At 36.5% G+C, this 13,628-nt stretch carries 17 protein-coding genes and 1 pseudogene; 5 read left to right on the top strand and 13 right to left on the bottom strand.

All coding sequences use genetic code 11. The features are described 5' to 3' along the window. Positions 1–178: 178 nt before the first annotated feature. Both HMPREF1208_RS01640 and HMPREF1208_RS01635 read right to left on the bottom strand, forming a co-directional pair. Positions 179–538, bottom strand: a complete 360-nt coding sequence (locus HMPREF1208_RS01640) for a HesB/IscA family protein (RefSeq protein ID WP_016424601.1) — start codon at positions 536–538, stop codon at positions 179–181. 13 nt (positions 539–551) lie between these two features. Next, on the bottom strand, positions 552–788 hold the full coding sequence (locus HMPREF1208_RS01635; RefSeq protein ID WP_016424600.1) for a YuzB family protein: 237 nt from the start codon (positions 786–788) through the stop codon (positions 552–554). A 280-nt stretch (positions 789–1,068) separates the two neighbouring features. Between HMPREF1208_RS01635 and HMPREF1208_RS01630 the strand changes: the two genes are divergently transcribed. Continuing rightward, on the top strand, positions 1,069–2,133 hold the full coding sequence (locus HMPREF1208_RS01630) for an NAD(P)/FAD-dependent oxidoreductase (RefSeq protein WP_016424599.1): 1,065 nt from the start codon (positions 1,069–1,071) through the stop codon (positions 2,131–2,133). 212 nt (positions 2,134–2,345) lie between these two features. Here the strand turns inward: HMPREF1208_RS01630 and HMPREF1208_RS01625 are convergent, their stop codons facing one another. Then, positions 2,346–2,675, bottom strand: a complete 330-nt coding sequence (locus HMPREF1208_RS01625) for a YuzD family protein (protein WP_016424598.1) — start codon at positions 2,673–2,675, stop codon at positions 2,346–2,348. 101 nt (positions 2,676–2,776) lie between these two features. Between HMPREF1208_RS01625 and HMPREF1208_RS01620 the strand changes: the two genes are divergently transcribed. Next, complete coding sequence (locus tag HMPREF1208_RS01620; RefSeq protein ID WP_016424597.1) at positions 2,777–3,019, top strand: NifU family protein; 243 nt, start codon at positions 2,777–2,779, stop codon at positions 3,017–3,019. A 338-nt stretch (positions 3,020–3,357) separates the two neighbouring features. Here the strand turns inward: HMPREF1208_RS01620 and HMPREF1208_RS01615 are convergent, their stop codons facing one another. From HMPREF1208_RS01615 to HMPREF1208_RS01605, 3 genes are read right to left on the bottom strand one after another with little or no spacing between them, the layout of a single operon-like run. Further along, complete coding sequence (locus HMPREF1208_RS01615) at positions 3,358–4,329, bottom strand: 2-hydroxyacid dehydrogenase (RefSeq protein ID WP_016424596.1); 972 nt, start codon at positions 4,327–4,329, stop codon at positions 3,358–3,360. Between the two features lie 6 nt (positions 4,330–4,335). Next, positions 4,336–5,121, bottom strand: a complete 786-nt coding sequence (locus HMPREF1208_RS01610) for a TIGR01457 family HAD-type hydrolase (protein ID WP_016424595.1) — start codon at positions 5,119–5,121, stop codon at positions 4,336–4,338. Continuing rightward, the gene (locus HMPREF1208_RS01605; protein WP_016424594.1) at positions 5,122–5,556 is read right to left on the bottom strand and encodes a DUF86 domain-containing protein; all 435 of its coding nucleotides are present in this window, start codon (positions 5,554–5,556) and stop codon (positions 5,122–5,124) included. A 100-nt stretch (positions 5,557–5,656) separates the two neighbouring features. Here HMPREF1208_RS01605 and HMPREF1208_RS01600 point away from each other — a divergent pair, with 100 nt between their 5' ends. Next, positions 5,657–5,923: a DUF3055 domain-containing protein gene (locus tag HMPREF1208_RS01600; protein WP_016424593.1), complete on the top strand. Its 267-nt coding sequence runs from the start codon at positions 5,657–5,659 to the stop codon at positions 5,921–5,923. A 317-nt stretch (positions 5,924–6,240) separates the two neighbouring features. Here the strand turns inward: HMPREF1208_RS01600 and HMPREF1208_RS01595 are convergent, their stop codons facing one another. The 5 genes from HMPREF1208_RS01595 to HMPREF1208_RS01575 form a co-directional block, all read right to left on the bottom strand. Beyond that, positions 6,241–6,606: a YutD family protein gene (locus HMPREF1208_RS01595; protein WP_016424592.1), complete on the bottom strand. Its 366-nt coding sequence runs from the start codon at positions 6,604–6,606 to the stop codon at positions 6,241–6,243. 18 nt (positions 6,607–6,624) lie between these two features. After that, complete coding sequence (gene lipA, locus HMPREF1208_RS01590) at positions 6,625–7,542, bottom strand: lipoyl synthase (protein WP_016424591.1); 918 nt, start codon at positions 7,540–7,542, stop codon at positions 6,625–6,627. Between the two features lie 85 nt (positions 7,543–7,627). Then, complete coding sequence (locus HMPREF1208_RS01585) at positions 7,628–8,947, bottom strand: bifunctional metallophosphatase/5'-nucleotidase (protein WP_016424590.1); 1,320 nt, start codon at positions 8,945–8,947, stop codon at positions 7,628–7,630. A gap of 14 nt (positions 8,948–8,961) precedes the next feature. Next, positions 8,962–9,786 (bottom strand): sulfite exporter TauE/SafE family protein, encoded by an 825-nt coding sequence (locus tag HMPREF1208_RS01580; RefSeq protein ID WP_016424589.1) that lies wholly within the window; start codon positions 9,784–9,786, stop codon positions 8,962–8,964. A gap of 15 nt (positions 9,787–9,801) precedes the next feature. Then, complete coding sequence (locus tag HMPREF1208_RS01575) at positions 9,802–10,650, bottom strand: DUF72 domain-containing protein (RefSeq protein ID WP_016424588.1); 849 nt, start codon at positions 10,648–10,650, stop codon at positions 9,802–9,804. Positions 10,651–10,830: 180 nt separating this feature from the next. Here HMPREF1208_RS01575 and HMPREF1208_RS01570 point away from each other — a divergent pair, with 180 nt between their 5' ends. Both HMPREF1208_RS01570 and HMPREF1208_RS12160 read left to right on the top strand, forming a co-directional pair. Then, positions 10,831–11,526 (top strand): alpha/beta hydrolase, encoded by a 696-nt coding sequence (locus HMPREF1208_RS01570; RefSeq protein WP_016424587.1) that lies wholly within the window; start codon positions 10,831–10,833, stop codon positions 11,524–11,526. An 84-nt stretch (positions 11,527–11,610) separates the two neighbouring features. Beyond that, the gene (locus HMPREF1208_RS12160) at positions 11,611–11,802 is read left to right on the top strand and encodes a helix-turn-helix domain-containing protein (protein ID WP_037559071.1); all 192 of its coding nucleotides are present in this window, start codon (positions 11,611–11,613) and stop codon (positions 11,800–11,802) included. Positions 11,803–12,050: 248 nt separating this feature from the next. Here the strand turns inward: HMPREF1208_RS12160 and HMPREF1208_RS12315 are convergent. Together HMPREF1208_RS12315 and HMPREF1208_RS01555 are read right to left on the bottom strand one after the other, a co-directional pair. Then, positions 12,051–12,277, bottom strand: a pseudogene (locus tag HMPREF1208_RS12315) (nitronate monooxygenase); the annotation flags it as partial. Positions 12,278–12,327: 50 nt separating this feature from the next. Continuing rightward, positions 12,328–13,326 carry a CNNM domain-containing protein gene (locus HMPREF1208_RS01555; protein ID WP_016424584.1) on the bottom strand — a complete coding sequence of 333 codons (999 nt, stop codon included), beginning with the start codon at positions 13,324–13,326 and terminating at the stop codon, positions 12,328–12,330. Positions 13,327–13,628 lie beyond the last annotated feature (302 nt).

Below are 13,628 nucleotides of genomic sequence, written 5' to 3'. Positions count from 1 at the left end.
TGAGGATTTCATAGTTCCAACTCTCTAGTTTTCCTATATTAGGTCATAATAATTAACATAACGGTTAGCGAATGTTTCACCAACCGTTAAAAAATGACAACTAAAAAAGTAGGTATTGGGTTTGTTGAGAAACAAACTCGATACCTACTGCTTTAATCACATTCTCAAAACTTCCTAATTAACAATCTTCAGGTGTACCTGCGACTTGTGCTGTTCTGAATGAGCTTCCACAGCCACATGAAGCAATAGCATTCGGATTATCAATTTGGAAGCCACCGCCCATTAATGATTGTTTGAAGTCAATTGTTGTGCCATTTAATATTGGAGCATCCGCTTTATCCACAAGGACTTTTAGCCCAAAAAATTCTAAAACTTCATCATTTTCGCCTGGTTCTGGTTCAGCAGTCATTCCATATGTGAGGCCTGTACAGCCACCTCCTTGAACTTTAACTTTTAAATAACCTTCTGGCATATCATTTTGTTCCAACATATCTTTCACTTCATAAGCTGCTGCTTCTGTTAAATTTACTGTAGCCATAGCAAAGCCTCCCTTAAAAAATCCATGTTTCTTCTATGTGTGCGTATATATTCTGTAATAAATCATCAGGTGTGTCACCCTCTACCATATCTCCATTGACGAGCGCATAAAGACCAGAAGAACAAATGCCGCAATTTTGTAAACATCCATAATCAAGAACGTCAACATTCGGATCATTCTCTAACGTTTGATACACTGATTCTGAGCCTCTTGCCATATTGGAAATACAGAATTCGACAATCGGATTCATTTTACACCCTCTTCTATTTTTTAGTGATGCCATTATAACAAACTTTAACCTTTTCTTCTATGGAGTCGCTCACCTTCCACATCCTGTTTCTATTGAATACAATCAATATATAATTGAAATTTTACAATTATTTTACTTTGAGTATGTTTGTATGGTTTTCGAAAAAAAGATATAATTAGTATTAAGAAAGTAGGATTTTATGCAACTATCCGCATTGATCATAAGGGGTAAATGTTTAATGTGTGAATAGTAAATTTCATCTCTAAAGGGGTATTCAAAAATGAAGAATTTAGTTTTGTTAGGTGGCGGTTACGGCAATATGCGTATTATGTCTAAAATTCTACCTGATGCGCTTCCAGAAGATTATCATATTACGTTAATCGACCGCATGCCTTACCATGGACTTAAAACCGAGTTCTATGCATTAGCAGCTGGCTCAAAGTCTGACAAAGAAGTACGTGTTAATTTTCCACATCACGACAGAACCAATACAGTCTATGGTGAAATTACAGATATCGATTTAGATAATCAAATTATTTCAGTAGGACAAAACAAGGTGGATTATGATGAACTTGTCATTGGCTTAGGTTGTGAAGACAAGTATCATAATGTGCCAGGGGCTAAAGCTTATACTTATAGTATTCAAACACTGCAAAAAGCTAGAAAAACATACCACGATATTAGTGAACTCCCTTCTAACGCTCAAGTGGGTATTGTCGGTGCGGGACTAAGTGGCATTGAGTTGGCAAGTGCATTGAGAGAAAGTCGTAGCGATTTAAAAATTTATTTATACGATCGTGGCGAACGCATCCTTAATCAATTTCCAGAAAAACTAAGTAATTATGTTAAAAAATGGTTTGAAGAGAACGATGTTACAGTCGTCCCTAATTCAGATATTGTTAAAGTTGAACCGGGCATCCTTTACAATAAAGAAACTGAAAACAAACATGACTTAATTGTTTGGACAGCTGGCATACAACCTGTTGAAATCGTAAGGAATTTACCAGTTGACCTCAGCCGTAGTAATCGCGTTATGGTCAATCAGTATCATCAAATTCCAACATATCCAAACGTTTATGTTGTTGGAGATTGCGCAAATCTACCGCACGCTCCGAGCGCTCAACTTGCTGAAGTACAAGCAGACCAAATTGCGATGGTCTTAAAAACACAATGGGCTGGCAAACCGTTACCTAAACAGATGCCAGAAATTAAAATCCCGGGCTTTTTAGGTTCATTAGGAGAGAAAAAAGGCTTTGCTTACTTGATGGATACAACTGTCACTGGCCGACTTGCATCCATATTAAAATCCGGTGTGCTATGGTTGTATAAACACCATAATGGTTAATCCTCAACGCTTTTTCTATACATGTAACATAACTAAAATGAAGCGGTACAAACGTCGAACTTTTGACGCTGTACCGCTTAAATATTTAGAAATAGGCTAACATTTATTCCCCATTCAATCCATTGTATGTGTCACCATAAACAGGCAAACTTCACTTATCACCCTACCACAACATGTCAATTTTAATTTCTAACGCTTCGTTGACGCTTTTTTTATTCTGCAGTGACATCAAAATGTTGTTCGACAAAACGTTTAATCGGTTTAAGCTGAATATATCCGTCAGCTACGTATTCATCGTTCATTGTTACAAGAGGATAAAACAATTCGTCTTCTTGAATTTGTTCAATGAACTGCACATCATGATCTGTTAGGTTTTCAGTTGTTTTTTCAATATCAATATAAGTATATTCAAAATCAATATCTGGATATTTCCTAGGTAATAATGTTTTCAACCAATCATACGTGTTTTCAGAACTTGGTGCATTCACACAACTTGCACAAATAACATCCGCGCCATAGACAACCACACTCACTTTTCTCATGTATGCCCCCTAATTGATTCAATAGATTTTTTGTTCTACTTCTATTATAATAAAAAAATAAGCTCAAATAGAACCATTTAACTTGAAAGGAGGCATTATCCATGCCAACTGAAAATGCGACAATGTACGATCAAGTTGCAGAAGTGATTGAAAAACTACGTCCATTCTTATTACGTGACGGGGGGGACTGTGAACTTGTCGACGTTGAAGATGGTATCGTAAAACTTCAATTACTCGGTGCATGTGGGACTTGCCCAAGTAGTACCATCACACTAAAAGCTGGAATCGAGCGTGCTTTAATAGAAGAAGTACCTGGTGTTGTAGAGGTAGAACAAGTATTCTAATCATAAACTCAATATAGAATTAGATTGTTAACGGGATATAAAAGGAAACAGAGACTGGGGATAGCAATCCCAAAATAAATAGCGCTAAGATGATTTTCTTAATAGAAAATTACCTTAGCGCTACTTTTTTATAATAAAACTTCGTATGGTATGACTTTGTTTATGCATGCCATGACGCACTATTATAGTTACAATAAATGACTTCTATATCATTTAGTTCATAACGACAAAAACTAAATGAATGATGAATTGACTCATCCACATCCATTTTAATATTTAAAAGATATATCAAAATGGATAAGTTTTTCGTGCTTAACTTCTTCAAAGGCACTTTAAAATTAATGTGTATTCGTGACAACCTGATTACGCGCTAAATAACCTTGAATGACATCTTCAATATTTAAAATACAGGTTTGAATCATTTGATCTCTTGTTAACACTGACGCACTACCAATATGAGGTGTCACAATCACATTTGGATATTTTAATAGTGGATGATCTGTAGGAATTGGTTCATCACGTACCACATCCAATCCACAACCCGCAATCTCACCATTTTCTATTGCTTCCACTAAATCTTCTTCAACGACTAAGTCTCCGCGACCGATATTTATGAAAATGGCATCATTTCGCATTTTTTTAAACACTTCTTTATTAAACGTATTTTGCGTTTCAGGCGTAGAAGGTGCTGTACAAATGACGAAATCACTTTCTTTAATTAATGTATCAAATGAGGTGTAAAAAGCACCCAGTTCATGTTCCGCTTTCATATTTCTTGAGCGATTATGATATAAAATATCCGCATTAAAGCCTTTAAGTCTTCTCGCAAAGGCACGCCCAATTTCGCCCATGCCGAAAATACCTACTTTCGATTGATAAATATCTTTTCCTGCAAGCAAGTATGGACCCCAACTTTCCCATTGTCCCTGTTGCACATATTTTTCTGCTTCGACAATTCGTCTTGAAGTGGCCATCATTAAAGCGAAGCCTAGTTCAGCAGTCGTTTCAGTTAAAACACCTGGTGTATTAGCAACCTGCACATGATTTTGTTCAGCTGTTTGAAGATCAATGTTGTCATAACCGACAGCCATATTCGCGACAACCTTTAATTGTGGCGCTGCTTCAAAAAGCACCGCATCGATACGTTCACTTAATGTTACGAGTAATGCTGTTTTATCTCTCGCCGCTTCCAAAAACTGTTCGCGAGGCATAGGTGTTAGTTCATGATCCCACATCTCAACTTCACCTAATCCTTCTAATCGTTCTAAAAACTTTTGAGGAATACGTCTTGTGACTAAAATTTTCTCCATGAATAATCACTCGCTTTTTATAAGATTTTCACGCAATTCATTTAAATCTTTTACACTATATGTAGGCGGTGTTTCTCGATTCATTGCCTCTTCTTTTGAAGTTACACCTGTTTGGACGTGAATGGTATCCATTCCTACATGAATGCCTGACATAATGTCTGTATCATAAAGATCGCCTATCATGGCCACTTCACTTTTATCTAATTGCAACATTTCAAGTGCTTTTTCCATTATAGGTGTTTCAGGTTTCCCAATGAAAATGGGTGTCTGCTTAGAAGATACAGTCACTACACTTGTAATCGAACCATTCCCCGGCAAAAAGCCTTGTTCTTTAGGGATAGACGGATCTGGGTTGGTTGAAATGAATGTCGCCCCATTTTGAACAGCTAATGTCGCTTTTGTTAATTTTTCATAATTGACCGCTTCATCTAAACCGATTACCACATAGTCCACATGAATATCATCTTTCAATTGAAGTCCGCTCTCCTCTAAAGCTGTTGCTAAGCCTGTTCCACCTAGCATATATACTGTAGCGCCTGGGTGTTCTCCACTAATATAATCCGCAGTCGCCATTGCAGAGGTCACAACTTCTTCTGGTTGAGCTGAAATGTCAAAACTCGCTAACTTATCGACAACATCTACGGGTGCTTTTGTAGAATTATTCGTCACATAAATATGCGGAATATCATTTTGATTCAAATAATCAATAAATTCCGCAGCACCTTCAATTTTTTGGCTGCCTTTATACATTGTTCCGTCTAAGTCGATTAAATAGCCTTTATAAGCTTTCATTCACGCTTTCTCTCCTTTACCAAATGCTGTCACTGGTACATTTTCATTTTCTAAAAACTGGACAATTTCTTTAATAAATTGTTGATAGTACGGCACGGCTTTATCAAATAAAGGTACTAATTGTGTCGCATCTAGCTTGTCATAATAATGAACAAACTGACGTCTCACATCAATCGTTTCATGTAAGATATTTTGAGTCTCTTTAGAAATTGCACCTTCAAGTTCCAAAATATCAATCACATCTTTGTAATTTCCAGGGTCTCTTAATATAAAGCCATCAATAATCATATTGCCGATGTCAACAGATGACTCGATCAACATTTGTGCCACACGCTCAAATGCGTATGAATTGGATTTTACTTCTGGATAATCTTGGGTTAATTGGTCTAAATATTTGAGTTTAGTTTCTAATTGTGTTTTGTCAACGAAATACACTTTTATGTCACCCCTATTCTTCTCTATAATATCACAATTTTGCATGCAACTTCATTTATCGCTATACTTGGCATAGTATGATTTTAAAGGAGTATACAAGATGATAGATATGTTTTTATATGATGATGTTGAGCCTTCTCAGATTAGATTCGTTGGCTTTGTCGGCGAACATAGCCGCTATGATCTCGTGTTGATTCAAACAGATCGTCATTATGGGAAAACTTTGGTGTTAAATACACAGACAAATAAGTTTGGCATTATTGGAACTGATGATTTAGAAGAGGAAGGTTACATTTCCTATATATTAGGTGTCAGTGATGAAGAAGCAGACGAAATTACTGCTTATTTAAATGAAGTGATTCAATAAAATCCATCGGTCTTTTAGATTTCGTCGTTATGAATTAAATGATACGAAAGTAATTTATTTTTAACTGTAATAGTAAGAAACAAGGAAGCGCCCAGACGATTTTCTATTAAAAATCATCTGAGCGCTATTTATTTTGGGATTTCTGTCCCAACCTCCCTTTTTGTATACAGGCTAAAATTTCGCCTCACCTGATAAGGGATGACTCAAGTTGGGCATAGTTTTTACCAAAACATACACAACCAAGCCTAAACATCTTCTGACCTTTGCGTGTCTATCCGCTTATCTCTCTATTTTTACACGCTAATCATAAAATGGTATTAATCTTGAATTGTTGGCTGAATTTTAACATCTTTCAGCTTGTTCTCTTCTGAAGGTGCCCCTTCATGCCCCAGTTGCGCTTCAGCTTCGCGCTTCGACAAACGACGGACAATAAAATAAGCACAACCAAAGTTACAATATTCATATAAATAATCTTGTATCGTTGAAAAACGCTTATTAAAGTCTGCCTTTTTGTACGAATCATGATAAAACCCTTTAAGTCTTAATTGCTCATAACCGTAATCGCCTACGATAAAATCATATTTATCTAGAATCTCAGAATATCTCGCGATAAAATCATCTTCATTAAATCCATCTTTATAAGACTCAATTAATTCAAAATAGTGATTTCCTACTTTTATCATGTTGCTATCACCTGGATTTTATATTTTAAGTTGTTGGTCACCAAGCTGTTGTTTTTGTTTCGCCGCTTCATTAACTTGTTCATCTGCATGATATGAACTACGTACTAATGGTCCTGCTTGACAATGTTTGAAACCTTTTTCCATAGCTACTTTACGCAATTTACCAAACTCTAAAGGTGTATAATATTTTTGTACTTTTAAGTGCTTACGAGAAGGTTGTAAATATTGTCCAATTGTTAAAATATCAACGCCATTGGCACGTAAATCGTCCATTGTTTCGTGCAACTCTTCAATTGTTTCTCCTAATCCCACCATAATACTTGATTTTGTTGGAATATCTGGTTGTAATTCTTTAGAACGACGTAAAAATTCTAAAGTACGATCATACGTCGCACGTGCACGTACTCTTGGTGTTAAACGTCGTACTGTTTCAATATTATGATTTAAAATATCAGGTTTTGAAGCCATTAACGTTTCTAACGCTTCATAATCACCACCCATATCAGACGGTAAAATTTCAATTGTCGTAAATGGATTACGTTCACGCACTTTACGTACGGTTTCAGCGTATACATTAGAACCAGCGTCTTTCAAATCATCACGTGCAACAGCAGTAATAACGACATGTTTTAAATTCATTGTTTCTACTGATTGTGCAACACGTTCCGGTTCACCTAAGTCCAACTCATTCGGCAAACCTGTCTTAACAGCACAAAAACGACAAGCACGCGTACATACCGCACCTAAAATCATAAATGTCGCCGTACGACGTTCTCCCCAACATTCATGAATATTAGGACATTTAGCTTCCTCACAAACGGTATGTAAGTTTTTTTCGCGCATCATTTTTTTAAGCCCTGTATAGTTTTCGTTCGTGTTTAACTTTATCTTTAACCAATCCGGTTTACGTAAAATTTCTTCATTTTTAGTAGCCATAACAGCGGATAACCTCCCGTAATTTATAGGTCTCAATACATTATAACGAACTTCACACAAAATTAAAATGTACGAGACTTATTATTTATATTGTCAATAATTTATCTTTAAAGATGTCTCTTAAAAACTCAGGCATTAAATACGTAATTTCTGCATCTTTCAACATTGGGAAATAACGCCCAAATGTATACATATCTACCGTGCCTAACGTATATATTTCATCATCGTCAATCTCTAAACCTTTAACAAAATAGCGCTCACTAGATGCGATAAAACCAGCATCATATAAAATATAGCCTCCAAAAACATCGCCACGAAAACCTAATCCCTGTGCGTGTTCATACATATAGGCTTGTTCTCGCGCTTTCAACAGCACTTCTTTTAATTGCGCACCTGTGAGTTTCACTCGTACCGCGTTAATCGGATGTGGCAACATTTGATGCACATCATATTCTGTTAAATACTTATTTTCATAGCCTTTTACGATTAACCCTGCATTAATTATTGTACAATCAGCTTCTGTAAATTCATGGACACTTTGTGCAAGTATATAACTTGTTTGCGTAATATAATTCATAGCTCGAGGCAATGTCATTCTCTTTGTCACAATCGGTTGATCTAATAATGCGCGGCCTTCTTCTTCAAAATGCGTTTCCACTTCAGGTAACGTATCTAACGGATGTAAAATCGCTTGTTTAGAGACAACTTTTCGATTCTCAATATCGAGCGTAACCTCTCCTAGAAAATGACCATATTTGCCAGCTGCAGCCATTAATACCCCATTTTCCACTTGCCCATGTTCAAAATAGTGATGTGTGTGTGCGCCAAAAATGACATCAATTTCTGGAATCGCTTCGCATAGTTTTTCGTCAAAAAAGATGCCGACATGGCTGAGTACAATCAAAACATCATATTGTCCTTTTTTAGCGTCTATTTCTTTTTTAATCGCATCAAATGGATCTGTGACAACCCAATCCAATGCACGATAAAACGGCGTGAAAGCAGCTGTTGCGGCTACATACATAATACGAACGCCTTCTATTTCTTCAATATAAGACGACAAAAAGTGCCGTGGATAATTGCCTGATTCATCTAATACGTTCGTACAAGTCACTTTAAATGTCGCATCGTCATATAACGTGTTAAGCGCTTCATGAGAAATCGTCATGCCTTCATTATTTCCTATTGTCGCCACATCACAACCTGCTTCATTTAATAATTCAATATTCCGTTTACCTAATGTGCCTTCTGTCACAGGAAGTGATAAATCGACATGATCCCCAATATCGACGTAACGTGAAGCGTGCGTTAATGTTGGTCGCGTTGCTTGGAGGTATGCTGTAATACGTGTATAGGCATGCAAATGACTGTGAATATCATTTGTATGATAAATCGTTAAACGCATAATATCGCCTCACTTTAATTAAAGAATGAACGTATAATTAAATATACGCCTAATGCTAACATGACAAGTCGTAGAATCAATACGACTGTGTCAGACTTGACGGTTTTATTTAATTTTACACCTATCTGTGCACCAATCCAACTGGAAATGATTAGGATAATACTGTACCCCCATAAGACATGACCAAGAACGATATGACCTACTGAACCTGTTAAACTCGAGAAAAATATCATCATCATACTCGTACCCACAGCCACGTGAGGTGGGAATCTAAAGACGAGCAACATGAGCGGTGTCATCAATGCACCCCCACCAATGCCAAATAACCCTGCCGTTAAACCAATGACGAATGAAGCGATAATAGCGATGGAAGGGACGACACCATAGCGATAGTGTTCTCCATGCGCATCAGTAAAAGATTTCATATAACGTTCTTGTTGAAACGCTTTGATTGGTGGAATGCGATGACGTATCATCAACATTACTGCTACTACAATTAAAAAGATCCCAAAATATAAATTGAATGAATGGATTGTTAAATATTGGCTTAAATACGCACCGATTAACGCACCAGGAATAATACCAATTAAAAATAAAAAGCCATTTTTGATATCAACTTGTTTTTGTTTCAAATAACCAATCGTTGAAGAAAGACCGGTCGCAATAAGAATAATTGAGGATGTCCCAATTGCAGTTTGAGGCGTAATCCCATCTAAAACATTCATGGTGACACCAAAGTAAATGAGCGTAGGGACAATAATAATACCGCCACCGATTCCAACGAGTGAACCGATAATAGCGGAGAGAAAACCCACTAATATAAGAATAACTATACTCAAAATTGTAACCTCCCTTTAAAATAATTTAAGTTGTTGCGGTGCAAGTCCTTCGTAGTCTATTCCTAATAATTTCTGGAAGTATTTTGCATTATTTGCAGCGTGTCCACCTGAATTATTATTAAAAACAACATAGACTTGCTCTGCTTTATGATCTAATAACTTGATTTTGTCAGCTAATTGTTGAAGTTCCACTTCAGAATAATCATAAAGATAGCGTACATCACGCCATTCTTGATCAGACATATCTTTTTTAGTCCACCCGTATTGATTTCGCCCATGAAATCGAACTAATCCCGTTTGATGCGTAATTCGATTCACAAAAGGAATACTGCCCTCACCCACTTGAGGTTCATCACACACCGAATGGATGAGTTGATGTCCTGTTAAAAAGGCAAGCGTATGCTCTTTCATGTCGCCTTTAAACCAAGACTGATGTCGAAATTCTATACATACAGGAAATTGCTTCAACTGCTCGCGTACAAAACGAATGTATTGAATGTTCTTTGTAGAGCAATCAAACCACGGTGGAAATTGGACTAACACCATCGCTAGTTTTTGTGCTTCAACAAGCGGTTCAATCATTAATCGAAAATCGTTGAACAATTGCGCAATCGAATCCGCAAAATCATGATAATCAGCATGAAGCGTTAATGCTTGATGGATTTTCACAACAAACTTAAACCGTTCAGGTGTCTCTCTAATCCATTTTAAAATATTATGTTCAGGCTGAATTGCATAATATGAAGCATCTAATTCAACAACTGGAAAGTGACTTGCATATGTTTTTAATTTATCTGATTTTCTTTGTAAATCTTCGTACAAGGTGTCATGATCGCCCCACCCTGTTAGACCAATTTCTATCATTTTAATCACCGTATTTATTTTATCATATCAACATTGGGACTTGCCTTTTAATCACTTGAACAATATCATCTTCTTATCAAACTGAGTTATTAACGTGCATCACAACTATCTTTACGGTTGACTAATATGAAAGCAGGGTATAAGTGAAGAAAATAATCTCACAATAAAGGAGCTTCAATCATGGTTGAACAAATCAAATATGGCACACATGAAGATCAACACTACGATGTCTACGAAAACCAACAGGCTCAATTCAATGCATGGATTGTGCTGATTCACGGGGGATATTGGCGCCAAAAATATAGCAAATCAATGATGGATCCTTATATCGATTTTTTTATTGATGCAGGCTATTCAGTTGTCAATATCGAATACCGTCGTGGCTCAGAACACCCTTGGCCTGGTCCAACTGAAGATGTTGCACAAGCTGTCTCACATTTTAAAGATTCAAACTACGCACCCACACAAGTCATTGGTATAGGCCATTCTGTTGGCGGACAACTTGCGCTCCTTCAAGCTGATTTATTCAATCAAATCGTCGCACTTGCCCCTGTCACCGATTTACTTTACACATTGCATCAACATTTAGGTCAAGATGCTGTAGCTGAATATTTTAATACTTCTGCCACACATACGCTACGAGAAGCCTCACCGCTCACTCAAACACCGATTGATGTGGAAACATTAATCATTCACGGATTTAATGATACTTTTGTGCATATAGACACGACATTATCTTATGTACAAGAAAATTATAAAAATGGGCATTATATAACACTTTATGCATTGCCTTATTTAGATCATCTAGACTGTATTAATCCAACAGCGACGCATCAAAATATGTTGTTAGAATGGCTCTCTCATCGTGCCTCATAGATAAAGAAACAACCCATTACAAGTTGAACTTTGATGTGCACCCCAAAAGTTAGACCTAAAATCTAACATTTAGGGTGTTTTATTTTGGCTAAATATGATTTGGAATTCAAGATGAAAGTAGTTAATGATTATATTAATGGATTAGGCGGCTATAGTGCCATTGGAAAACGCCATGGTATTAATAGATCTATAGTAAGAAAATGGTATCATGCATACATTGCATTCGGCATTGAAGGACTTGAAAGAAAAAAAGGAAGGACGTCCATCTATGAATAAGAAAAAGATTAATAAGCTTAATAATAATTATGTAATAAATCTTGAATATGAAAACGAACTTTTACGAGCTGAACTTGCCTATATAAAAAAGTTGAAAGCTTCAGGGATAAGTATACCGAGCCGACTGCTAAAATCGAATCAAGAGTTATTGAAGAACTCTGAAAAGAATTCAGATTAAAAGTTATCCTTGAAGCTTTGAAATTTCCAAAGGCTACATATGTGTACTGACAGAAGCAATTTGAAAAAGTTTCAGGAACAAATAGATTAACTGCGAATGGTTTTGACGTCAGCGCTTTAACTTGTTTAATAGAAGTGGCTAAATCATCAGGTGACAAATAACCTGCCCCTATCGTCCCCAATCCCCATTTCGAGACACTTCTGCTACAAGTTCTGGTGTTGTTGAACCTGCCATTCCTGCTGGTATGATTGGATATTTTATACGAAGTCGCAGTGTCAATTCGGTTTGATACCACATCAAAATCTCCCCTTTGTCTTTGAGAACAATGATGACACTCGTTAATCGGATTAACGAACTTGATTCAATTTATCGTTTTCTTCACGATCCATTTCGTCTTCAATTTCCATACCTAACATTTCTTCAATCAAATCTTCATGCGTGACAATTGCATCTGTGCCTCCGTATTCATCTAACACAATCGCCATATGTTTTCTTGTAATGGTCATTTTTCTGAGTACCCATTCTGCACGATTATGCTCATAAACAAAAAGTGGTTCTGAACAGAAATCTAAAACTGACTTTTCAGGCGTTTTACTCCATGCAAGTAAATACTTTGAATGAAATACACCAACAACATGATCGATGTCGCCTTCATAAACCGGATAGCGCGTATAAGGATGATTAGTGACAATGTCATACACTTCATCATAATCATTTTCCACAGATAACGAGGTCACATTCACGCGCGGCGTATTGTTAATATCGTTCACTTTCAAACGGTCAAAGTTCATGACACCTTGGATACGATTACGCTCCATCTCATTAAAGGCGCCTTCAGTCCCCGCAATAGAAACCATTGTACGCACTTCTTCTTTAGACATACCTTGGTTCTCTTGACCGCGAGACAATAAGCGATTAATCCCATCTGTTATCGCATTTAAAACAACGGTAATTGGCTTTAATATAATGACAAAAAAGCGAATAATAGGAAAGACAAGTCGAGCAATCGGATCTGGAAATGTGGCAGCTATTGATTTTGGAATCACTTCCGCAAAAACAATAATCACTACAGTTAAAATCGCCGAAGCAATCCCGACGTTTAACCCTAAATCAACCGCCAATATCGTCACCAACGTCGGTAATAAAATATTTGCGATATTATTACCAATCAATATGGTCGTAATAAACGCACTCGGTTTATCTAAAAGCTTTAATAAGTTTGCGGACTTTTTATTATTTTGGTCTGCTTCAGATTTGAGTTTGACCCTGTTTGCTGCAGTGAGTGCAGTTTCACTTCCTGAAAAGAAACAAGATACAAAAATTAATAAAATGATCGCAATGATCATTAATCGGTTCCCCCTCTAATTTTCAGTAAAAGTCAACAAGCCTCTAGCCCAGTTATTTAAGCATTCATCGAAAACGACAAAAAACTCGGCCTACAGTGTTTTCTAGTTGAACTTTCTACCTTTAAAATCATCTTAAAATCGAAAAAATTTTAAATCATAAATCATATTAACTTTATTGTCTATGATGCGCATTTAAATTGCAAGTTAACTACTGACAAAAAAGATTACTAAGTTTATACCCATAATAGTTAGGCATATGCAATCGCATCTCGTAACATTTCAAAGCAGCATGTTAACGCTCC

This window comes from Staphylococcus sp. HGB0015 (assembly GCF_000411275.1).
Classification (GTDB): Bacteria; Bacillota; Bacilli; order Staphylococcales; family Staphylococcaceae; genus Staphylococcus; species Staphylococcus schleiferi.
This window is presented reverse-complemented; position numbering and strand designations above follow the sequence as displayed.

Bases quoted from the DNA above. Each gene is read 5' to 3' on its own strand.
- HMPREF1208_RS01640 (WP_016424601.1), bottom strand. From the start codon at position 538: ATGGCTACAGTAAATTTAACAGAAGCAGCAGCTTATGAAGTGAAAGAT.
- HMPREF1208_RS01635 (WP_016424600.1), bottom strand. From the start codon at position 788: ATGAATCCGATTGTCGAATTCTGTATTTCCAATATGGCAAGAGGCTCA.
- HMPREF1208_RS01630 (WP_016424599.1), top strand. From the start codon at position 1,069: ATGAAGAATTTAGTTTTGTTAGGTGGCGGTTACGGCAATATGCGTATT.
- HMPREF1208_RS01625 (WP_016424598.1), bottom strand. From the start codon at position 2,675: ATGAGAAAAGTGAGTGTGGTTGTCTATGGCGCGGATGTTATTTGTGCA.
- HMPREF1208_RS01620 (WP_016424597.1), top strand. From the start codon at position 2,777: ATGCCAACTGAAAATGCGACAATGTACGATCAAGTTGCAGAAGTGATT.
- HMPREF1208_RS01615 (WP_016424596.1), bottom strand. From the start codon at position 4,329: ATGGAGAAAATTTTAGTCACAAGACGTATTCCTCAAAAGTTTTTAGAA.
- HMPREF1208_RS01610 (WP_016424595.1), bottom strand. From the start codon at position 5,121: ATGAAAGCTTATAAAGGCTATTTAATCGACTTAGACGGAACAATGTAT.
- HMPREF1208_RS01600 (WP_016424593.1), top strand. From the start codon at position 5,657: ATGATAGATATGTTTTTATATGATGATGTTGAGCCTTCTCAGATTAGA.
- HMPREF1208_RS01595 (WP_016424592.1), bottom strand. From the start codon at position 6,606: ATGATAAAAGTAGGAAATCACTATTTTGAATTAATTGAGTCTTATAAA.
- lipA (WP_016424591.1), bottom strand. From the start codon at position 7,542: ATGGCTACTAAAAATGAAGAAATTTTACGTAAACCGGATTGGTTAAAG.
- HMPREF1208_RS01585 (WP_016424590.1), bottom strand. From the start codon at position 8,947: ATGCGTTTAACGATTTATCATACAAATGATATTCACAGTCATTTGCAT.
- HMPREF1208_RS01575 (WP_016424588.1), bottom strand. From the start codon at position 10,650: ATGATAGAAATTGGTCTAACAGGGTGGGGCGATCATGACACCTTGTAC.
- HMPREF1208_RS01570 (WP_016424587.1), top strand. From the start codon at position 10,831: ATGGTTGAACAAATCAAATATGGCACACATGAAGATCAACACTACGAT.
- HMPREF1208_RS01555 (WP_016424584.1), bottom strand. From the start codon at position 13,326: ATGATCATTGCGATCATTTTATTAATTTTTGTATCTTGTTTCTTTTCA.